This is a genomic window from Candidatus Diapherotrites archaeon, assembly GCA_016205145.1.
Classification (GTDB): domain Archaea; phylum Iainarchaeota; class Iainarchaeia; order Iainarchaeales; family JACQJH01; genus JACQJH01.
In genome coordinates this window covers 517,156-538,155 of sequence record JACQJH010000001.1, presented here as the reverse complement: position 1 = coordinate 538,155, position 21,000 = coordinate 517,156, and the positions used below count along the sequence as shown (strand labels likewise).

The following is a 21,000-nucleotide window of genomic DNA, read 5'->3' as shown; positions in this document are numbered from 1 at the left end:
CCCCAATCAAAACAGCCATTTTCAAAACACCAATTGCTGTTCAATCATTTCCGCGGCAAGGCCCGAAGACTTGCCCCTCACAATCATCCTGATGTTTCCTATTTCATTTTCCTTTGCAATGAAATAGCCGAGAACCGGCCTGATGCTACGCTTGTACATGTTCACCATTTCATAGCCGCGCTTGAGCAGGAACTGTTTCAGGAAAACCCTGTTTTCGACGCAATCGCCTTCCTTTGGCAGGACGATTTTCCTTTTAGACCCGCGCGGCAGCTGCGCCATTTTCAACTCGCTTTTCCTTGCCCTCAGCCTGTTGAGCGTGTTTTTCACTAAAATCTCGTCGGAAATGAAGTTTTCAAGCTCGGCCTCCGATTCCACGAAAACCTTTTCATAATAGTATTTGTCAAGCTCGTCCTCAAGCTTTGACAAATCTTTCTTGAATGCCGTGGCGATTTCAAAAAATTCCGTTGCCTTCAACTGCGCAACCGCCCCTTCCAAGCCATCCGATTCCCTGCATGCCTTTTCGAAGAATTCGCGCTTCAGGCTGCCGGCACAAACCAGTTCGAGGAGGATGTCTTCGTTGGATTTGCCGGAAAACTTTCCCCTCAGGAAAGTCTTGACATTGAAAATATCGAAGCGTTTAAGGTAAAGCTTTGCCTGCTCTCCGGGCGACTTGATTGAAAACGTGAGGATTTTGTTGAAAGTGTTCTCAAGATTGCGGTTAAGGCTGTATTCCAGAAGATTGGAACCCTCGAACATCGGCGCAAGCCCTGAAATTTCGCGGCCGTAATCCGAACCGTTCAGGTATGCTGCGAGTTCCGGCACAGACATTTTCAGCATTTTGCGGAAATCGTTTTCCTTCAGGAGCCTTGTCTTCATTACCCTGACGCGCGTGTTAGTGTAAGGGTAGCCCGAAGTTCCCCCGAGTTTTTTGAGGAATTTTTTCGCCGCAAACTTTTTTTCCGCCGCACTAATGCGAAGCCTGTCCCAGAAGCCCGCCTTGCGGCTTGCAAAGCGCCTTGGCGCGGGCGTTTCCTGCGCTTGCGCGGCAAACCCGCCGGCCCTGCCGGAAAGAAGTTTGCCTTCAGGCTTTTCCGAGAACCCTTTGGGCGACTGCATCAAGGCTTTCCTCCTTAACCTTTGCGAAAATTTCCTCGAACGTGCAATTGACGCGCACGCTTCCATCCTCGTTTTCGAGCACTACGCCGCCGAGGCAGTCAATGGTTGATTTGAATTTCAGGCCCTTGACTGTTGACGCAATTTCCCTGTCCTTTGCGTTCGAGTAAACGAATTTTGCGTCCGGCAGTTCAAGCAGGCCTTTCCTGCACAGCTTGACGGTTATTTCGGCGCGCTTTTTGGAATCCATGCCGGAAATTTCCTTTTCGGCCCCGGAAAAAATTTCCTCCAATGCGCGCTTTTTTTCCGTTATTATGCGCTTGTTCTGCTCAAGCCTGAAAGCGGACAGCTCCGTGCGCCTGAGATCCTCGAGCCTTGCCTGCGAATGCGTTTCAATTTCTTCGGCCTGGACTGCTGCGTTCTTTTTGGCCTCAGCCATTATCTGCCTTGCCTCTTCGTCCGCCTGCCCGCCAAGCTCTGAAGCCCTTGCCTCGGCTTCCGCGATTATTTCCCTTGCTACCTTGTCCAATGACATCGTCTGACCTTCCTGCCCGAAAAGGGCGGAAATGTTCCTGATGCGTTTAAGCCGCGCCGCCGCCCAATCCGACAATCAGGAACGCTATGACCAAGCCGAAAATCACGATTGTTTCCGGAATGACCGTCAGTATGAGGACGTTTCCGAACAATTCGGGCTTTTCGGCTATTGCGCCAATGCCAGCCGTTCCGATTTCCTTTTCAGCCCATGCCGCTGCAAAGGCGGTTCCTGCGATTGCTACTGCCGCGCCGACCGCGACAAGACCTGTGTTCAATTCTACCATTTTTTCAACCTCCAAAAACCGGTTATGGTAAACATGAGTTTTCAATCCTCCGCGCCGAAAGGCGAAAACTTTTTCCCCCCGCCATGGAAGAACTTGCTGAAAAATTCAACGTAATGCAGCCTCAAAGAATGCAGGCCGGGACCGAGAATGCCGAGGCCGAGATTCAGGGTGTGCCCTATGAACAGGACAACAACCACGCCAACCCATCCAACCGGGCCCATCGGCACAAGCGAACCTGCAATCTTGTTGACGACCAACGCAATGCTCACCGACGACAATCCGACCGCAAACAGCCTCGCATACGAAAGCATGTTTGAAAAAATCGCGGGCAATTCAACTATGCCCTTTGCGCCCTCTCCAAGGTAAAGCATTGCCACTGCCGCAAGCACCAGAACCATGCCGGGAACAAAGCCGACTTTCATTATGCCCGTGCCGTCAAGCGCGAGCAATGCGACGCCCGCCTGCAGAACAATCCAGGAAATTTTTGCGAAAAAGGCGTGCCTGAAGCCATGCGACTGCAGTTCATTGTAAAAGCCGATGAGCAGGCCGAGATTCAAATGGATTGCGCCGACAAGCACGGCAATGCCGAGCATGAGCGTCGGCTCATGCGCCCTCGGAATCAGGGGATGCATGAATTCCCATCCGAAGAATTCCGCGAAAACAAATCCGAAAATAATCGAGGCAATCGACGCCCACATGAGGATGAGCGGCAGAGTTTTCGCCTTTCCCTTCATTTTCTTCGCAAGGAATGCAAACAATGCGAGTGAAACAACGCCATAGCCCACGTCTCCGAGCATGAAGCCGAAGAACAAAGGGAACGTGATGAAAACTATTATCGAAGGGTCGATTTCGCCGTATCTCGGAAAAGTGTAAAGGTCGAGGAAAAACTCGAACGGCCTGACAACCTTCGGATTGTCCAATGCAATCGGCGCGCCCGCCTTGGAACCGGAAAATTCAACCGAAACCCTGCCTTCGAACCTGCCGAGCCTTGCCTTCAAAGCATCCGCTTTTTCCTGCAAAACCCAGCCGGTTGCGACAAACGCGTTTTTCGTGGAACCGAAGCGCAAAGGCGTTTCGGCTATTTCATTGAGCCGTTTCACTGAAAACGCGAAGTCGAGCAGGAAGCCGGAATTGTTTTTTCCGATGGATTCTATTATGGCCTGCTTTTCCGCGATTCTCCTTTCCGTTGAAACAAGCTCGTTCCGCAGGGAACTTTCGGAAAAGTTTTCCGGCAAATCCTGCTCGGAAAAGCCTATGCCGGACAGGACTTCGCGCGTTGCCTGCGCGTCCCTTTTTGCGACAAACAAAACCATGGCAAAATCATTGCCGGCTTTTCTTTCCGTGCCCTCGAAAGGGATGCCCGCAGAATTGAGCGGGAGCCTTGCGGATTTTTTTGCAATTCCCTTGAAAACCGAAAGATGCGAAAATTCGCGCAGGAATTTTTGCGGAACTGAAAGCCTTGCCATGGGTTCCAGGAGCCGGTCCAGCAGTGCTTTGCGCGTTTCATTCAGCGAAGCAAGTTCCGTTGCCGCGGATGAAAAATCCGAGAACAAGAGCAAAAATTTGTGCTTTGCAGAGGAAAAATTCCCGACCTGCACGGCTTCGCCTTTCAGATGGTAATGCGAAACTACCGAGCCGGCCTTGACAATCAAATCGGAATATTCGTCGGCGTCCGCAAGCGGCTTTCCGAAATCCAGAACGCCGGCATGCCCTTTTTCAAAGTCGACAAGGTGCAGCATTTTCAGGTCAAAAAGGGTTTCAATGACCGGCTTTATGCCTGAATTCACGCCGGTTATCCTGACCTTTGCCATCGCCTTAGGCTTAAACATTTTTTATCTCATCCAAAAACTTGCCGGCCAGAAACGAAACTTCCTTTGCGGACTGCGCCTTGGCTTTTTTCGAGATTTCGGAAACCCTTTTTTCCGTTTCGGATTCCATCGCAGCCTTCTCCTTTTCAAGGCTTTTTTTCAGCTCAACTATTTTCTTTTCCCTGCCGGCGAGCGCATTCCGCTTTTCATTTTCCACAAGGCTTGCGGCGTCAAGCCTGGCCTTTTCAAGCAGCCGCTCGCGCTTTTTCTGCGCTTCCACGGCAATCCTGTCGGCCGTTTCCTCGGCCCCGCTTATGCTGTCCAAGGAACCAAAATCGGATGCTTCGCCAACATCATGCCCTGACATCAAAAACAACCCCCAACCCTGCAAAAACAACAATCCAAACATGATAATAAGGCCTGAAAAGCCAGGCCGCAACAAAAAAAACGTAAAAGAACTCAAACCGCAATCAGTTTAAAAAAGTTCCCGGCCAAGGGAAAAAACGCGCGAACGCATTCGTGAAAACACTTAAAATACGGAAAACAAATGTTTTTTTGCGGTCCGCAAAAAAAGGCAGGGCGCGGGGCGAATCCGCAAAAGTTAATAAATGAAAAAGAACAAAGTGTATCAAATGTTTAGACCAAGAAAGCCAAACCGGGCCAGAAGGACACAGAGAAGTATTGTACGGGCAGTGCGGGTAAGAAGACGCAAGAGCGAAACGCGCGGAAAAGCGGCAAAGAATGCTGAAGCCAATACGCGTCCAGGAAAAGAACAAACCTATTTGGCACGAAGAAGAGGCGCCCTTATCCGGCTTGGGCGGGCCATTAACGATTCCAGAATACTTCAACTCAATATGGCGGCACTTGGCGCCCTGCAACTGCTTCGTCCCGACGAAATAATGAAACTTACGGAAGAAATCCACGAGTTGAGGCAAGTAAGGCAATTTGCGGCCGATGACGAAAACATGCAGGCCAGGGAAGCAAACATAGTTGAAAGGCTTGGGCGTTTTGGGATAATACTGAAACGCTGACCGGCGAGACAGAGCACGGTCCGTTTATTTACAAAATTAGTTTGCTCGGCGTATTGCGGTTTAACAATAATGCATTAGTCAGCCATGCGCATGAAAGCATTGCAAAAGAATACTGGCTGTCACGCGAAGCGCGGATGCCCCAGTTTCGCACCATCCGCACGAAAGCGCATTTTTGCATACTCGGCGTTCTGCGATAGCAGAACGCCTTGGTTCGCACCAGCCGGACGCGACGGCTCGGGCCTTGGAGGATTTGCGCGCAGGGGCATTCGCCCCTTGCAACCCCCTGAAGCTTTAATCGGCATACGCGGTGCCTTGCCGCGCAAGGCACGTCAGTTTCGTCACGCCCGCGCGAAAGCGGGCCTGGGAGGATTCGGACCCCCGATCTCCTGCTTAGAAGGCAGGCGCCTTATCCGCTAGGCTACAGGCCCAAATGTTCAAATAGTAATTTGGGTTTGGATTGTTTAAAAGGTTGTTGTCTTGCCAAACCGGCTTGATTGGGTTTCATGCATTCGCTGCTTGTTCCAGGACGGCGTTGCGCATTTTGGCTGTTGTTCTGCCAGCGTCAAGGATTTCAATTTCAACGAGTCTTCTGTCCTTGGAATAGTGCGCTATGATGTTGCCTTTCTGTTCGGCAAAGTCCGGCTTTTCATTGCCAAGTGAAACTAGCAGAATGTCGGATTCCTTGTCGTACTTATATTTCATACCTTTCAGCCCTTGCTTTGTAGACGGTTATTACTGTAAGCGAATGCTCTTTTTCTTCGTAAATAATTCTCATTACATAGCCATTTAACCTTTTCTGGGCGATTTTGCGGCCGTTCTTTCCATCAAAAATTCTATCGGGTTTTTTCAGACAGTTTTCGGCAAATCCGGCGGAAATCCCATAGACCCGTATCCGTTCAAGCGCATGCCGCACAAACCTGATTTCCATGGAATCGAAAGGCAGAAAGCAGTGTTTTAAGCCTAAGCGTTTTTTCTGCGATTGCCGAAGCGGTTATTTCACGTTGAAGACTTCCGAAATCCTGCCTTTCTGCGTGAATTTTTTCGAGTAGACGTCAAGCATCCAGACGAAGACGTTTTCGCGTGAGAATTTTTTTTCAAGGCGGTTGAGCTTTGATTGCTTGACAAAGATTTTTTGCGCCGGTTTCCTGTAAAGGCCGAGGCTGCCTTCAGGAAAAACGAAGACGAACCTGTCGACGGTGTCGGCGTACGCCATCTTTTCCAGGATTTTGCCTTTTGTCGGCCTTGTGAGAACTTCGAAGCCGATGAAACCGTTTTTTGTTTCAGCCAAGAAGTCGAATTTGCCCATGCAATGCGAGCCGTTTTTTGCCAGTTGCACAGGGGCTTCCTCGAGCACGGCTTTTATGCCATAAGAGTCCCTTGCCCACGGGCTTTCAAGCTCTTTGAGGACAATCTCGTGCATTTGGCTTGTGAAACCGTTTCCAGGCAGTGCCATCCCCCGCAAAAGGCAATGCAAATGATTGGACGGAACAGGTATTTAATTTTTTTGCGCCAATGCCGTGGCGCCGGAAAACAAAGCATTAATTAAGGCGTTTTCCCAAAAATCCTAGTTGTCAAAATGGGTTCCGTAAGCGTCATTGTGCCGGCTTTCAACGAGGAAAAGCGCATCGGCAAAGTGCTTGAAAGGGTTTTTTCGGTTGCCAAAAAAAATCCGGATGCAAGGTTCAATGTCATAGTGGTCGACGACGGCAGCTCGGACAGAACCTTCGAAGCCGCGTCAAAAGCCGGGACCATCGCTTTGAGGCATCCGGTCAACAGGGGAGTCGGCGCTGCCACGATAACGGGCATTGAAAAGGCAAAGTCCCTTGGCAGCGGGGTTTTTGTCACGCTTGACGCGGACGAACAGCATTTTCCGGAAGAGCTTATGAGGCTCGCAGCGCCGGTGCTTGAAGGAAAAGCCGACATCGCAATCGGCTCGCGTTTCCTGAAAAAGGATTTCCGCATGCCGGTGGTGAAAAAGCTGGGCAATGCCGGCCTGAATTTGCTGGTGCTTCTGCTTTACGGCATCAGGTGTTCTGACACGCAGTCAGGCTACCGCGCATTCAACCGCAGGGCAATCGATTCAATGAAGCTTACAATCGACAGGTACGGCCTGCTTGCAGAGGTTTTCGGCGAAATCCAGCGGCACAAATTGCGCTTTGTCGAAGTCCCGGTTTCGTCAAAATACCTCGACCATGGAAAGGGCACGGGCATAACCGACGGAATAAGGATTGCGTTAGACCTGGTTTCAAAAAGAATTTTCGGCTGAAAAGCCATCAGGCCAGAATGGATCAAAAGCAAACTGGTCATGCCGGGCATTCGTTGAGGGCGAAAACCCTGAACATTTTTTTGCCCTCAAACCAGATTCCATTGCATTCCCTGTAAGCGGAAAGGTCGATTTCCGGCATTGCAAGGAAATTGTTTATTACCGCAAACTCCGCCTTCTTTCCGCTTAGGTCCCCCGCATTCCCGGAAATCCTGTCCGCCTTTTTCCTGAACTCCTCAAGCTGTTCAAGGTCCAGGCCGAGAATTTTCGCAAGGAACGGCTTGGTTATCTGCGTGTCATAAACGTAGGCTTTCGCGTAATAGTGCAGGACAAGGTTCTGCGGTCCCGATGCAAAGACAACCGCATCATCCGGAACGGATTGCATGAATTGCGAGAGGCCCGAAAAGCGCGGCGCGGATATGATTGCGAAAGACTGCACCAAAAAAAACGCTATTGCGGCAAGGGCAAGCGCCTTGAACGCGAAATCCGCGCGCAAAAACCTTTTTCCAAGCCAGAAAACCGTTCCGGCAACAAACAGCAGGAGCGGCATTTCAATTTCCGTGAGGTAATTGATGCGCTGGTCGTGCAATAAAAACGAGAAATAGGCGAAAAAGCCGAAAAGCAGGGCGAGCAGGAAAAGCTTTTCAAAATCGCGCCTTGACAGTGAGACTGCGAGGAAACGCGGACAGGCGAGCGCGCCGAAAAAAAGGATTATCGGCGAATAAAACAAGGCCATTAATTTCAGCATGAATCCGGGGTCAAGCGCGTCCCTTTTTTCCGGAAATGCGCCTGCAACGAAAGGCGAATAATGCGCTTCAGTGATGTCGACGCGCGGATTCCTCTCAATCGTTGTCTTGCCCGCCGAAATTTCCCACTGTTCCTTCATCAGCCCGGCGTAAAAAAGCACTGTGAAAACCACGATGATTGCAAACAAGGCGGCTTCCTTCCGGCCGCCGTTCAGGAAAGTCTTCTGCAGGGAATTTTTTTTCGCCAAAAAAAACAGCGCGAAAAGCGGCAATGCCAGAACGGCGGTGAAGCGCGTCGCGATTGCAAGCGAAAAGAGCAGGCCAGAAACCGGAAAAAACCTGGCGTCTCCGAATGATTTGAAAAAAAGGAAAACCGAGGAATAAAGGAACGCCATGCCGAGAACGTCAAGGAAAGACGCAGTGGAGAAAAAAACCGCGTAAGGGGAAAGCGAGAGCAAGGCGAAGGCAAAAATACCGGTTTGCTCGCCCCACCAGCGCCTTGCGAACAGGAAAGCCGAGAACGCGATGGCAATGGACGCAAGCGAGGAGAGCAATTCGCCTGCAACGTTCGGCGGCAGGCGCGACAGGAAAATCACGACTGAAACCGCGACGGAGAAAAATTCGGACGGCGCGTGCGTGATGTACGGGACTTTGAAAAAGTATTTGACAAACAGGACAACCGCAAAAACCGCCGCAAGAAGCTTCCAGGACTTGCGGACAAAGAAAAGATAGAGGAAAATGGCGAGCAGTGCGGCCGAAGCGATGAGGACAACCGCGTTCGACCACAGAACCGCGAACAGCTTGTAAGCGAGAATGACGTAGAACGCCTCGTCATGCGTGATGTCCGTGGAATTTATGAGAAGGAAACGCATTGCAAGGCCGGCAAGCGAAATCAGCGCAAGAATTGCGCAGGTTTTTTTGCCGAAGCCGAAAATTTTGTCCAAGATTTTTCACCGCAGGGCTTTCCTGAGTTTCAGCAGGTTGAGGAACATTTTCAGCGACGTGCCTCCAAGGCGCATTTTCGAATCGTCCATGTGCTTCCATTCAAGCGGAATCACTCCGACCTTAATTCCCTTTTTCTGCGCTCTCGCAAGGATTTCGACGTCGAAAACCCAGTCCGTTGAAATGAGTTCCGAGGCAATCTCCTTTCCGATGCGCTTTCTCATGCCCTTGAAGCCGCAGAGCGTGTCAAAATTGTTTATCGGAAACAAAATGTTGACAATGAAATTGAAGGCCTTGCCTGCGATTACCCTGCGCAACGGCTGTTTCACGGTTATTTTCGCGCCTTTGGCCTTGCGCGAACCGACGGCTATTTCAAATTTGTCCAGCGCGCCCGCCATTTTGGGGATTTCCTTGGCCGGAATGCTGCCGTCCGCGTCAAGGAAAATTATTTTGCCGCCTTTGGCTGCAAGGCAGCCTGTTTTAATGGCTGCGCCCTTGCCCTTGTTGTGCGCGTGCAGCAGTATTCTGATTTTTTTGGAGTATTTTTCAAGTATTTTCCGGGTTTTGTCCGAACTCCCGTCGTTGACTACAATTACCTCCAAGACATCCGGATGGGATTTCGCATACCCGAGGACTTCGCGCAAAAAAGGCTCTATCCGGTTTTCCTCGTTGTAGGCCGGAATAAGCAGGCTTATTGTCTTTGGCATCTATGGTAAATTTTAACGCAAATGCAGATTTAAAGGTTTTGCACTTATTATTTGCGGATGAAGGAAACCGTTCTTGTGACCGGGGGATGCGGCTTCATCGGCTCGCATTTGTGCGAAGCGCTCGCCAAAAAAGGCTTTTCCGTGAGGGCGTTTGACAATCTCAGCTACGGCAAAATGGAAAACCTTGACGGCGTTGAAGGCGCCGAGTTCATAAGAGGCGATTTGCGCAGCATGCCAGAACTGCTGGACGCATGCAAAGGCGCGGATTTTGTGCTGCACGAAGCCGCCTTGCGGTCCGTGCCGTTGTCCATGAAAAACCCGGCGGAATTCGCGGAAGTCAACGACTTCGGAACAGTGAACCTGCTTGAAGCGTGCAGGAAAACAGGCGTTTCAAGAATTGTTTTCGCGTCATCCTCCTCGGTTTACGGCAATGCAAAAAGCTTTCCGCAAAAGGAATCCGATGCGGCTTGGCCGGTTTCGCCTTACGCCCTGACAAAGCTGTGCGGCGAAAAATACCTGAAGCTCTACAACGACGTTTTCGGAATCGAAACGGTTAGCCTGCGCTATTTCAATGTCTTCGGGCCGAGGCAGGACACCAAATCGCAGTATTCGGGCGTCATACCCATTTTTGCCAAAAAAATGCTTGCGGGAGAGCAGCCACTAGTGCACGGCAATGGAAAGCAGGCGAGGGACTTCACCTATGTTTCAAATGTTGTGGAGGCAAACCTGAAAGCAATGACTGCCGGCAAAAAGGCTTGCGGTGAAACCTTCAATGTCTGCGCGGGAAAAAGCACAAGCCTGCTTGACATCGTGAAAACACTGAACGGAATTCTTGGCACGAGCTTAAAGCCGGTTTTCGGCCCGAAACGCGAAGGCGACGTCCCAAAGACACGGGGCTCGCCGGCGAAAGCGAAAAAACTGCTGGGCTTCGAAGCAAAGGAAGGCTTTTCCGAAGGGCTCAAAAAAACGGCTGAATGGATAAAATCTGAAGCCTGAACAGACTCCCTGCAAACCCCTTACACACTGTTTCTGATGCAACAGCACTTATGCTCAACAGCATACTCGGCGCGTTGCAACAGCAATGCGCCTTAGTTTCGGCACACGCGATCGAAAGCGCGTAAATCGGCGATTGCCTTAAACTGGGTTGCCGAACAACGAAAAAATTGAAAAGGTTTTTATAGGCTAATGACTAATATTTTTGATTGCCTTCCACACTGTTTCATGCAGTGCATTGCAGGCATTCAAGCAAAAAAAGGTTGCAAAAAATGAAAGTCAACGACCTCACCTGGCGCGTCGGGGGAGAAGCGGGATTCGGAATACTCTCAGCAGGCAGCATGCTCGCAAAATGCGCGCAAAGGGCGGGATTGTACGCTTACGCGAACAGCGAATACCCTTCGCTTATCAGGGGCGGGCACAACTTTTTGCACGTGCGCATAAACGAAAAGCCGATAACCGCGCACAGGAAACCCATCAGCGTGCTGGTGGCGTTGAACGACGAAACCATAAAATTGCACCAGACGCTGGTTTCAAAGGACGGCTGCATTTTATTCGATTCAAACAAGGTTCCGGACACCGGCCACATACGCAAAGACGTGCGCGTTTATCCGGTGCCATTGGTTGACATCACAAGGCAGCTTGGCGCGCCCGAAATCGTGCGCAACACGGTAAGCCTCGGCGCAAGCTTCGCAATCCTCAGCTTCGACATGTCTTTCCTGGAAGAAGCGCTCAGGGAACAATTTTCGGGCAAGGACGAAAAGATAATCGAATTGAACATCAAGGCCGCGCACGCAGGATTCGATTTCATCAAAAACAATTTCAGGGAATTCAAGGAGCCGTTCGCTTACAGGCTTGAAAAAAGGGGAAAGAAGGACAACATCCTGGTCAACGGCAACGACGCGATTTCAATCGGCGCGATCAAGGCCGGACTCAAATTTTACGCCGCATATCCAATGACCCCGGCAAGCAGCATACTAAATTTTGTGGCAGCGCACGACAAGGAATACAACATCATGGTCAAGCAGACCGAAGACGAGATTGCCGCAATGAACATGGTGGTCGGGGCAAGCTTTGCAGGCGCGAGAAGCATGACCGGCACAAGCGGCGGAGGCTTCGATTTGATGGTTGAAGGATTGAGCATGGCAGGCATGCTTGAAACCCCGATTGTCGCAGTCGAAGCCATGAGGCCGGGGCCAAGCACAGGCATGCCTACCCGCACGGACCAGGGCGATTTGCAGATGATCCTCAATGCGGGGCACGGCGAATTCGACAAGGTTGTCATCTGCCCCGGCGACCCGACCGAATGCTTTTACGCAGGCTTTGACTCTTTCAACATCGCCGAACACTTCCAGCTGCCGGTTTTGATTGTGACGGACAAATTTTTGGCTGACTCGCTTGAAACCGTTCCGCCATTCAGGTTCGACCACCTCAAAATAAACCGCGGCTGGATGGTAAGCGACGAGGAAGCGCAGAAATACTTTGAAAACAGCCGCTTCAAGAGAAGCCTGTTCGGGACAAAGGACGGGATTTCGCCGCGCGCTATTCCGGGCCAGAAGTTCGGCATCCACCGCGCTACAACTGATGAGCACGACGAGTTCGGCGACATCACAAGCCACGAACCCGCGGACGAGCGCATAAAACAAGTTGACAGGAGATTCAGGAAGCTTGAAGGCGGCATTGACGCAATCAAGGCGATCGGCATAAACACGAAAGCAGTGAACGTTTTCACCAACTTTGAAGGAAATGCCGGGGACGCCGAAATCAGCATTGTTTCATGGGGCTCGACAAAAGGCATAATTTTGGACGCGATGGAAATGCTGAAAGCAGAGCACAAAATCGCGTTTTTGCAGATAATCTACGCAAACCCCTTCCCGGACAGGGAAGTCGGGGAATTCCTGAACAAGGCAGGGCTCATTGTCAACGTCGAAACCAACAAGATGTCGCAGATGGCAAAGCTCATCAGGGAAAAAACCGGCATACCGCTCGAAAACCATGTCAACAGGTATGATGGCAGGCCGTTCGACCCCGACGATTTGGCGGAAGACATCAAAAAAATCGCATCGCAAAAAGCAAAAACCGCGAAAAACTTTCCTGACGCAAAAAACGCAAAGCCGAAAGCGGCGCAGAAAAAAGCGAAAGCAAAGCCAAAACGCAAAAAATGATTTTTTTTATGGTGTTGAAAAATGGTTGAATTGAAACAGCTCATAACCGAAGCAAAGCCCCATTGGTGCCCGGGCTGCGGCGACTTCGGCCTGTTGATGGGCGTGAGGCAGGCAATATCCGAGCTTGGCATTCCCCCTGAAAACGTGGTAATCGCAAGCGGAATAGGCTGCGCTTCGCATCTGCCGAATTACGTTCAAACCTATGGCATTCACAGCATCCACGGAAGAAGCCTGCCAGTGGCTACCGGCGTGAAGCTCGCAAATCCCGAGCTGACTGTTTTGATGTACGCCGGCGACGGAGACGGTTACGGAATAGGCATGGGCCACTTCATCCACTCAATGAGAAGAAACGTCGACATGACCTACATGGTCGCGGACAACCAGATTTACGGCCTGACAAAAGGCCAGGCCTCGCCGACAAGCGCGGAAGGCATGAAAACGATTTCAACGCCGCACGGAAACCCGGAAACACCCGTCAACCCGATTTTTTTGGCAATCGCGTCCGGCGCAACATTCGTTGCAAGAGGCTTCGCGGGAGACGTCAGGCATTTCACTGACATTTTGAAACAGGCCATAAACCACAAGGGCTTTTCATTGATTGACTGCATGCAGCCATGCGTGACCTACAACAAGATTAACACTTACCAGTGGGTTCAGCAGCGCGCTTACAAGCTCGGCCCTGACCACGACCCGACAAACATGGCATTGGCAATCGACAAGGCGCTTGAATTCCCCGACAAGATACCGCTCGGCGTGATTTACAAACAGGACAAGCCATCCTATCTCGACATCGCCAACTACATCAAAGGGCCGGTGGCAAAGGAAAAAATCGGAAACGACATCGACGTGAAAAAGCTCATCGACGCGTACAGGTAAAACTGCTTTTCCATTACCGGCAATATCAGCGTGCCGGAGAAAAACTTTTTAACTGACAAAGGCATATTCTGTCATGCCTGAAATAACCGAAGCCGGAACAGTCATCCTGATTCCGGCTTACAATGAAGAAAAACAGATCGGCAATGCCATAAGCCTGATCCGGCAAACCGGAATCGACGCGCACATAATCGTCATAAACGACGGAAGCTCCGACAGGACGGCCGAAATAGCGAATTCAATGGGCTGCGAAGTCATTGACCTGCCGCGCCATGCAGGAAAGGCAACAGCGGTCTTTGCAGGGATAAGAAGGGCGATACGGCTGAATGCACGTGCCACGGTCATGCTCGACGCGGACCTCACGGGCCTGCCGAAAAACAGCCTCGACAAGCTTGTTGCAAGCGCCGAAGAAGCCACACACGAAGGAAGGGTTCACATGACAATCGCATGCCAAAACGAAGAAGGCAATCCCGAAAGCATATACGACATTTCAGGCCAAAGGTCGTTCAGCAACAGGGGACTCTACCTTATAGACAAAGCAAGGACAAGAACAGGAATAAAGGGTTTCGGACTGGAGCAATTCCTAAATGAGATATTCAAGGGCAGAACAGAAGAGGTTCCGCACGCCATTTCCACGCTGAAGCCATTCAGGACTTCAAATGCCGAGGAACAGTTCAGGGAACGGGTGCATGCGAGGGGCGTTGCGCGCAAGCAGAGAGACCTTCACAGAAGGCTCTAAGTTATTCCTTGCCAAAACCATAAAAATGGCAAAAAAAATAAAAAGCCGGAAAGCCATTCTGTTGCAGATGATTTTGTGACCGAATTATCGCAAGCCAAATGCGTTCCATGCCGGGGCGGCATACCACCGATGGACGCGGACAAGGCAGCTGAAATGCTGAAACAGGTTGAAGGCTGGGAACTCATCGAAAACGCCTCGAAGATCCGCAAAGAATTCAGATTCGAAAGCTTTGCCAAAGCAATGGAATTCGCGAACAATGTTGCAAAAATCTGCGAAGAGGAAGGGCATCATTCCGAAATGCTCATCTCATTCCGCACCGTGACTCTGACAAACTACACGCACAAAATCAACGGCTTGCACGAAAACGACTTCATTCTCGCGGCAAAAATCGGCAAAATCAACGGATGAAACATTCCAAGGCAAAAGCCGGCACAAAAACTTTTTATAGGGGGTAAGTGTTTATTCTACTCATGGCCAGACCCACACCATCACAGCGCTTGCAAAGAATGCCAAAAGTGCGGGCACGAGTGCGTGCCTCGCGCGGCAGAAGACTCGCCCGCGCCGCAATCATAGCAACCACAGGCGCATTACTCCTTCGCAATATACCGGAACAATCGCAAAGCCCCGTCCAACCAAAACCGCCGGCAAAAAGTGCTGAGCCGGCCGAACGAGCGCAAGAGGAATGGCATACTTCGCCCGGAACAATCGGCACACCACCCATAGCGCCGCCGTACGAGGAACAGATTAGAGGCGCAATGGCCGCAACCGGGCCAAACACTTATTCCGGCGACATGGAGTTCTGCAGCGTGGATGTTTACAAGCGCAGGTTCAGCGTGCCGGACGTCGCAAAAATCCACGGTTTCTGCAGAGCACACAACATGCCGCCATTAAAGTTTTTTCTGGCCGCCGAACTCATAGCGCTTTCAGGCACGCCAAACCAGGTGCGGGACAGGGCATGGCAAAATGCCAGGCCGTATCTCGGGGCAGGCCGGGAAATACTGGAAACTGTAAGGCCGTTCATGAAAGGAAACCCCAACATACGCATGACCATCAGAGAAACCAAAAGCAGTTTTCCCACAATTTTGGCAAACCTTAAAATCCGCAATGACTCAGGATACAGGCCCGACACAACCAGCAGGTACAAGGCGCCCGCAAGGGATGCGCGCGCATCCATTCAAAGCTCACGCCCACAGCACGGCGCAAGAGGCGGAAGCAGAGGCAAAAGATAGCCAAATAAAAGGCCAAGACTTTTTACACGGTTTAGTGACTATTTACACAAAAACGACTTTATACACAACGCCGCGCCTGCCGCAAACTTTAAAAAGCCTAATATGAATAATCTTTCATATGAAAGAGTTTGTCGTGAAGCCGTACAGCCATTGCCTTGAAACATTGGGCAACGAGCTCAGGCTGCAGATCATCAGGGAGCTGGGGGAAAGACCTAAAAGCGTGCAGGTTCTCTGCAAGAACCTCAATGTAGAGCAAAGCAGGCTCAGCCACAGTCTCCAGATACTCAAAAGATGCAATTTTGTCGAAGTCAAACCCGATGGCAAGCAGCGCATATATTCTTTGAAGTCCGATTTGCTTACCGGCTACAAGGAAGGCAAAAAGGACCTTTTTGAACTGCTTGACAGCCACATCAAGGATTTTTGCGGAAACGACTGCAAACAGTGCTGAGGCGAAGAAAAATGCCGTTGTTGGAAATCAAAGAGTTAAAGGCGGGCGTGGAAGGCAAGCACATCCTCAATGGAGTGAACCTTTCCATTGAGAAAGGCACTGTGCATGCAATCATGGGCCCGAACGGAAGCGGGAAAAGCACCCTCGCAAACGTGCTCATGGGCCATCCAAGCTATGAAGTCGAATCCGGAAAGGCAATGCTTGAAGGCAAAAACGTTCTCGGAATGAGCCCGGATGAGCGGGCGAAAGCCGGAATATTTTTGGCGTTCCAGTATCCGAGCGAACTCACGGGAGTCAAAATGACGAAGTTTGCGCGCACTGCAATGAACGAGATCCGGAAATCGAGGGGCCTGGAGCCAATCGGGGTCATGGAATTCCGCGGCGTGCTCGACGAAAACGCGAAAAAGCTCAGGATCGCCGAAGGCCTTGCCGAGAGAAACGTCAACGAGGGCTTCAGCGGCGGCGAAAAGAAAAGAAACGAAATCCTGCAGATGATGCTTTTGGAGCCCAAGCTCTGCATTCTCGACGAAATAGACTCGGGCCTTGACGTGGACGCGCTCAAATCCGTTGCGGACGGCATAAACGCGTTGAGAAGCAGGGACAGGGCGATTGCCATAATAACGCACTATGAAAGGATCCTCAACCACGTGAAACCGGATTTCGTGCACGTAATGCACAATGGCCGCATAATCAAGTCGGGAAAATTCGGTCTCGCATTGGAAATTGACAAAAAAGGATACGAACCGATAATAGCGGAAACCGCTACGGCAAAAGCTAAATGAACAAAATGAAAGCTTGCATGGAATGGTAAAGGAAGTAAACGAAATGGAAAACACAAAACTCAAGCAGGAATTCGGAGGCGAATACAAGTACGGTTTCCACGACGAGGAAAAGCTTGTATTCAAATCGCCGAAAGGCCTCAACGAAAAAATCGTGAGGCAGATTTCGGAAATGAAAAACGAGCCTGCTTGGATGCTTGAAAGAAGGCTCGCCGGCCTTAAACACTTCGATGGCACGCCCCTGCCCAAATGGGGTTCAGACTTGTCCGGAATAGACTTCAAGGCAATGCATTATTACGGCAAACCGGCCGAAAAGCAGTTTGACAGGTGGGAGGACGTGCCGGAGGAAATGAAAAACACGTTCGACAAGCTTGGAATACCGCAAGCCGAACAGAAATTCCTTGCAGGAGTCGGGGCGCAATACGATTCGGAGGTCATTTACCACAAAATAAGGAAAGACCTTGAAGAGAAGGGAGTCGTTTTCACTGACATGGATTCCGGCCTCAGGGAATACGAAGGGGTTGTGAAAAAGTTTTTCGGCTCAGTCGTGCCGACGGGCGACAACAAGTTTGCCGCGCTCAACACAGCTGTCTGGAGCGGCGGCTCGTTCGTTTTCGTGCCGAAAGACGTGAAGGTGGAGATTCCGCTGCAGGCGTATTTCAGGATTAATGCAAAAAACCTCGGCCAGTTTGAAAGAACGCTCATAATAGCCGAGCCCGGAAGCTCGGTGCATTACATTGAAGGCTGCTCCGCCCCGGTTTATTCGACTGACGCATTGCATTCCGCGGTCGTCGAAATAATCGCAATGGAAGGCGCCAACGTCAGGTACACGACAATACAGAACTGGTCGAATGACGTTTACAACCTTGTCACGAAAAGGGCGAAGGCTTTCCGGAACGCGCGCGTGGAATGGGTGGACGGCAACATAGGAAGCAAAGTGACCATGAAATACCCGTGCATAATGCTCATGGAAGAAGGGGCGCGCGGGGAAGTTACGAGCATTGCTTTTGCAGGAAAAGGCCAGAAGCAGGACGCCGGAGCGAAAATATACCATCTCGCGCCCAACACTTTTTCGAACATCATTTCCAAGTCCATCAGCAAGGACGGCGGCAGGACGGTTTACAGGGGCACCGTCAGCATCGGCCCGAATGCAAACAATTCGAAATGCAACGTCGAGTGCGATGCGCTCATACTCGACGGGGAAAGCGCGTCCGACACGGTTCCGTACATGACGATTGCGAACGATGACGTAAGCGTTTCGCACGAGGCGAGCGTTTCAAAAATCGACGAGGAAAAACTTTTCTACATGGAAAGCCGCGGCTTTTCCGAAGAGGAAGCCAAAAGGATGCTTGTTCAGGGCTTCATCAGCCCGTTCATCAGGCAGTTGCCCCTTGAGTACGCGGTCGAATTGAACAGGCTCATCGACCTTGAAATGGAAGGCTCGGTGGGCTGAACGGCAAAAACTTTCAGGCCGGCGGTTGCAATGTCTTTCCAAACCCTGTTCAGCAAACGCAATTTTGAAAAGGCGAAACAAAAAGCAAGCCATCCGCAGGCGGAGTTCAGCGCGTTTGAAAAAATGGCGTTTCCTGACCAGAAGGACGAAAAATGGAAATTTTCAAAAATCTCCGAAGGCGATTTTGAAGGCCTTGCGGAATTCGCCGCCGCGTTCAGGCCGGAAGTGAAGGCGGAAAACGCGCAGGCCTCTTTTGAACAGACGGAAATTGCATGGAATGCAGCGGACAAAGTTGAAGCCGCGATAAAGGCGTTCGCAAACTCGTTCATGCGCATTAAAGTGGAAAAGGGCGCAAAGGCGAAAGCGCATGCAAAATTTTCCCCGCAGGCTTCGGCGGCATGCGTGACCGTCGTTGAAATCGGAAAAGACGCAAAACTCGACTATTCCGAGGAATTCGTTTCCGGAAACGAAAAGATTTTTTTCGGCTGCAAGGCGGTCTTCGTGCTGGACGAAGGCGCAACGCTGAATTATTATCCGGTGCAGAATTTCGGTGATGAAACGCTTTCCGTGATTGCACGCGAATTCAGGATTGGAAAGAACGCCGTCGCAAACATGGTGCAGGCTGAAATCGGCGGAAAGTTTTCGCGCGTGAAAGTGGAACAGCATTTCAACGGCGACGGAAGCCATGCGGGAACGCACAAGACGGTTTTTTTCGGAACCAAGGACCAGCACTTCGACATAACGACCGATGCTTTGCACCATGGCCGCCAGACGAAAAGCGACATCGTGGTGAAAGGCGCCTTGCGCGACACGTCCAGCACGGTTTACAGGGGCCTCATAAAAATCGACAAGGACGCGAAAGGAACCGATTCGTTCCTGCAGGACAGGGTATTGCATTTGTCGAAAGGCGTGAAATCAAACAGCATCCCAAGCCTCGTCATAGACAACAACGACGTGAAGGCATCGCATGGCGCCACTACAAGCAGGCTGAGCGACCAGATGCTTTTCTACCTCAGGAGCAGGGGGCTTTCCAGGGAACTTGCGCAGAAAATAATGGTTGAAGGCTTCCTCGACGGCATAGTGCAGGGCATTCCGGACGAAGAGGCGAGGCGGAAAATTTCCGGCCTGCTTGAACGTAAAATTTCGGCAAAATAAGGCGGACAACCCGGGACGAAAAAAAGGCAGGATTTTAAAGCAGGCCTGCCAATTAAAATTAAAACCACTTGAAAGCGGATGAATCATATGGCACTCGACGTCAAAAAAATCAGGAAAGATTTTCCCATTCTTCAGAGGAAAATCAACGGCCACCGCTTTGTCTATCTTGACAACACCGCGACGACGCAGAAACCCTTGCAGGTCATCGACGCGATAAGCGCATATTACAGGAACACGAATGCGAACGTGCATCGCGGAGCATATGAACTGAGCCTTGAAAGCTCCGAACTGTACGAGAAGGCGCACGAAAAGACCGCGAAATTCATCGGCGCCAACAGCTGGAAGGAAATAGTCTTCACGCGCAACACAACCGAATCATTGAACGTTTTGGCCCACTCTCTTTCCAAAATGCTGCTCAAAAAAGGCGACCGCGTCCTCATCACAAAGCTTGAGCACCATTCCAACATAGTGCCATGGCAGCAATTGAAGGAAAAAGGCGTAAAGCTGGAATGGGTTGACGTCACGCGAGAGGGCAGGCTCGACGAAAAAGACCTGGAGGAAAAGCTTTCGCACAAGCCGAAAATATTTTCTTTTACCGGCGCGTCAAACGCGCTTGGAACCCTCAATGACGTGAAAAGGCTTTCACGCATGGGAAAGGATGCGGGTGCAACCACGATTCTCGATGCCGCACAGCTTGTGCCGCACAGGAAACTCGACGTGAAAAAAACCGGAGCGGACTTCTGCGCGTTTTCCGGCCACAAAATGCTCGGGCCGACCGGCATAGGCGTGCTTTCCGGAAAAGAGGAATTGCTTGAAAGCATGCCCCCGTTCCTTACGGGCGGGGACATGATAAAAACGGTTTCATTCGAAAAAAGCACGTGGAATTCATTGCCATGGAAGTTCGAAGCCGGAACGCCGAACATTTCCGGCGGAATAGGCTTGGCGGCCGCGATAGATTACCTTGAAAAAATCGGCTTTGACGGCATTGAAAGGCACGAAAAAAAACTGCTTGAAAAGGCGACATCAGAAATCGAACGCATTCCATGCGTTGAAATCTACGGCCCGGAACCAAGGCACAAGCTTGGAATAATTTCCTTCAACGTGAAAGGCGTGCACCCGCACGACGTTTCAACTGTCCTGGACGAAAAGGGCATTGCGATAAGGAGCGGCAACCACTGCGCCCAGCCGCTGATGGATGAAATGGGAATTGTCGGCACTGCCAGGGCGAGCTTTTACGTTTACAATGATTTGGATGACGTGCAGGCGCTCGTTGACGGAATCAGGGAAGTCAAGCGCGTTTTCAAAATAAGCGAAAGGCGTGAAAAATGAGCGAACTTTACTCCGAAATCATCCTCGACCTTTACAGGAACCCCGTCAACCACGGCGAACTCAAAGACTATGACGTCAGGGCCGGCGGCGGCAATCCAAGCTGCGGTGACAGAGTGCAGATAACCCTCAGAATCGAAAACGGGAAAATCGCGGACATAAAGTTTTTTGGAAAAGGCTGCGCCATAAGCATGGCATCCGCTTCCCTGCTGACCGAGCACGTGAAAGGAAAAAGCCTTGCCCAAGTGAAAAAGATTTCAGACAAGGACGTCTTTGAAATGCTCGGCGGCATCATACAGACGCGCATAAAATGCGCGACGCTCGCGAAAACCGTGCTGCAAAAGGCAATCGAAGAATGGGAAAAACGGAAAGGCAAAGGCAAAATTGAAACCGAAATAACCGTCTAATAACA

Annotated in this window: 24 protein-coding genes and 1 tRNA gene; 14 read left to right on the top strand and 11 right to left on the bottom strand. The window is 50.9% G+C overall.

Annotated elements, in window-relative coordinates; genetic code table 11:
- Positions 1–21: 21 nt before the first annotated feature.
- Genes HY394_02710 through HY394_02690 form a run of 5 tightly spaced genes read right to left on the bottom strand, consistent with a single transcriptional unit; the run spans position 22 to position 4,106 of the window.
- Positions 22–1,119, bottom strand: coding sequence for a V-type ATPase subunit (locus HY394_02710; GenBank protein MBI4052924.1), 1,098 nt, complete (start codon positions 1,117–1,119; stop codon positions 22–24).
- Positions 1,082–1,723 carry a hypothetical protein gene (locus tag HY394_02705; protein ID MBI4052923.1) on the bottom strand — a complete coding sequence of 214 codons (642 nt, stop codon included), beginning with the start codon at positions 1,721–1,723 and terminating at the stop codon, positions 1,082–1,084. Before HY394_02705 ends, HY394_02710 begins: the two co-directional genes overlap by 38 nt.
- Positions 1,695–1,931, bottom strand: coding sequence for a V-type ATP synthase subunit K (locus HY394_02700; protein ID MBI4052922.1), 237 nt, complete (start codon positions 1,929–1,931; stop codon positions 1,695–1,697). The genes HY394_02705 and HY394_02700 overlap by 29 nt, the downstream gene beginning before the upstream one ends.
- Positions 1,932–1,972: 41 nt before the next feature.
- Complete coding sequence (locus HY394_02695; GenBank protein MBI4052921.1) at positions 1,973–3,742, bottom strand: V-type ATP synthase subunit I; 1,770 nt, start codon at positions 3,740–3,742, stop codon at positions 1,973–1,975.
- 10 nt (positions 3,743–3,752) lie between these two features.
- Entirely contained in the window at positions 3,753–4,106 is a 354-nt protein-coding gene (locus HY394_02690; protein ID MBI4052920.1) for a hypothetical protein, read from the bottom strand.
- Between the two features lie 487 nt (positions 4,107–4,593).
- Between HY394_02690 and HY394_02685 the strand changes: the two genes are divergently transcribed.
- Complete coding sequence (locus HY394_02685; protein MBI4052919.1) at positions 4,594–4,770, top strand: hypothetical protein; 177 nt, start codon at positions 4,594–4,596, stop codon at positions 4,768–4,770.
- A gap of 355 nt (positions 4,771–5,125) precedes the next feature.
- Here the strand turns inward: HY394_02685 and HY394_02680 are convergent.
- The 4 genes from HY394_02680 to HY394_02665 all read right to left on the bottom strand — a co-directional run bounded on the left by HY394_02680 (position 5,126) and on the right by HY394_02665 (position 6,223).
- A tRNA-Arg gene (locus tag HY394_02680) sits at positions 5,126–5,198 on the bottom strand.
- Positions 5,199–5,271: 73 nt separating this feature from the next.
- Entirely contained in the window at positions 5,272–5,472 is a 201-nt protein-coding gene (locus HY394_02675) for a DUF2283 domain-containing protein (GenBank protein ID MBI4052918.1), read from the bottom strand.
- Entirely contained in the window at positions 5,462–5,698 is a 237-nt protein-coding gene (locus tag HY394_02670) for a DUF4258 domain-containing protein (protein MBI4052917.1), read from the bottom strand. Before HY394_02670 ends, HY394_02675 begins: the two co-directional genes overlap by 11 nt.
- Positions 5,699–5,761: 63 nt before the next feature.
- A complete protein-coding gene (locus tag HY394_02665) occupies positions 5,762–6,223 on the bottom strand; it encodes a hypothetical protein (GenBank protein ID MBI4052916.1) in 462 nt (153 codons plus the stop codon).
- Between the two features lie 123 nt (positions 6,224–6,346).
- On the opposite strand from HY394_02665, the gene HY394_02660 reads away from it, so the two are divergent.
- Positions 6,347–7,036 carry a glycosyltransferase family 2 protein gene (locus tag HY394_02660; GenBank protein ID MBI4052915.1) on the top strand — a complete coding sequence of 230 codons (690 nt, stop codon included), beginning with the start codon at positions 6,347–6,349 and terminating at the stop codon, positions 7,034–7,036.
- Between the two features lie 37 nt (positions 7,037–7,073).
- On the opposite strand, the gene HY394_02655 is transcribed toward HY394_02660, so the two are convergent.
- Together HY394_02655 and HY394_02650 are read right to left on the bottom strand one after the other, a co-directional pair.
- Positions 7,074–8,723, bottom strand: a complete 1,650-nt coding sequence (locus HY394_02655) for a glycosyltransferase family 39 protein (GenBank protein MBI4052914.1) — start codon at positions 8,721–8,723, stop codon at positions 7,074–7,076.
- A gap of 6 nt (positions 8,724–8,729) precedes the next feature.
- On the bottom strand, positions 8,730–9,428 hold the full coding sequence (locus HY394_02650; protein MBI4052913.1) for a glycosyltransferase: 699 nt from the start codon (positions 9,426–9,428) through the stop codon (positions 8,730–8,732).
- A gap of 57 nt (positions 9,429–9,485) precedes the next feature.
- Between HY394_02650 and HY394_02645 the strand changes: the two genes are divergently transcribed.
- The 12 genes from HY394_02645 (at position 9,486) to HY394_02590 (ending at position 20,995) form a co-directional block, all read left to right on the top strand.
- Positions 9,486–10,424, top strand: coding sequence for an SDR family oxidoreductase (locus tag HY394_02645; protein ID MBI4052912.1), 939 nt, complete (start codon positions 9,486–9,488; stop codon positions 10,422–10,424).
- 269 nt (positions 10,425–10,693) lie between these two features.
- The gene (locus tag HY394_02640) at positions 10,694–12,586 is read left to right on the top strand and encodes a 2-oxoacid:acceptor oxidoreductase subunit alpha (protein MBI4052911.1); all 1,893 of its coding nucleotides are present in this window, start codon (positions 10,694–10,696) and stop codon (positions 12,584–12,586) included.
- A gap of 21 nt (positions 12,587–12,607) precedes the next feature.
- On the top strand, positions 12,608–13,462 hold the full coding sequence (locus HY394_02635) for a 2-oxoacid:ferredoxin oxidoreductase subunit beta (GenBank protein ID MBI4052910.1): 855 nt from the start codon (positions 12,608–12,610) through the stop codon (positions 13,460–13,462).
- Between the two features lie 73 nt (positions 13,463–13,535).
- Positions 13,536–14,198: a glycosyltransferase family 2 protein gene (locus tag HY394_02630; protein ID MBI4052909.1), complete on the top strand. Its 663-nt coding sequence runs from the start codon at positions 13,536–13,538 to the stop codon at positions 14,196–14,198.
- 129 nt (positions 14,199–14,327) lie between these two features.
- Entirely contained in the window at positions 14,328–14,606 is a 279-nt protein-coding gene (locus HY394_02625) for a 4a-hydroxytetrahydrobiopterin dehydratase (GenBank protein MBI4052908.1), read from the top strand.
- 347 nt (positions 14,607–14,953) lie between these two features.
- Positions 14,954–15,427: a hypothetical protein gene (locus HY394_02620; GenBank protein ID MBI4052907.1), complete on the top strand. Its 474-nt coding sequence runs from the start codon at positions 14,954–14,956 to the stop codon at positions 15,425–15,427.
- Between the two features lie 118 nt (positions 15,428–15,545).
- Entirely contained in the window at positions 15,546–15,875 is a 330-nt protein-coding gene (locus tag HY394_02615; protein ID MBI4052906.1) for a winged helix-turn-helix transcriptional regulator, read from the top strand.
- An 11-nt stretch (positions 15,876–15,886) separates the two neighbouring features.
- Positions 15,887–16,657, top strand: a complete 771-nt coding sequence (gene sufC, locus HY394_02610; GenBank protein MBI4052905.1) for a Fe-S cluster assembly ATPase SufC — start codon at positions 15,887–15,889, stop codon at positions 16,655–16,657.
- 43 nt (positions 16,658–16,700) lie between these two features.
- Positions 16,701–18,107 carry a Fe-S cluster assembly protein SufB gene (sufB, locus tag HY394_02605; GenBank protein ID MBI4052904.1) on the top strand — a complete coding sequence of 469 codons (1,407 nt, stop codon included), beginning with the start codon at positions 16,701–16,703 and terminating at the stop codon, positions 18,105–18,107.
- A gap of 30 nt (positions 18,108–18,137) precedes the next feature.
- Entirely contained in the window at positions 18,138–19,262 is a 1,125-nt protein-coding gene (locus HY394_02600) for a SufD family Fe-S cluster assembly protein (GenBank protein MBI4052903.1), read from the top strand.
- A gap of 78 nt (positions 19,263–19,340) precedes the next feature.
- Positions 19,341–20,591, top strand: a complete 1,251-nt coding sequence (locus tag HY394_02595) for a cysteine desulfurase (GenBank protein ID MBI4052902.1) — start codon at positions 19,341–19,343, stop codon at positions 20,589–20,591.
- Positions 20,588–20,995: an SUF system NifU family Fe-S cluster assembly protein gene (locus tag HY394_02590; protein MBI4052901.1), complete on the top strand. Its 408-nt coding sequence runs from the start codon at positions 20,588–20,590 to the stop codon at positions 20,993–20,995. The genes HY394_02595 and HY394_02590 overlap by 4 nt, the downstream gene beginning before the upstream one ends.
- The last annotated feature ends 5 nt before the right edge of the window (positions 20,996–21,000 follow it).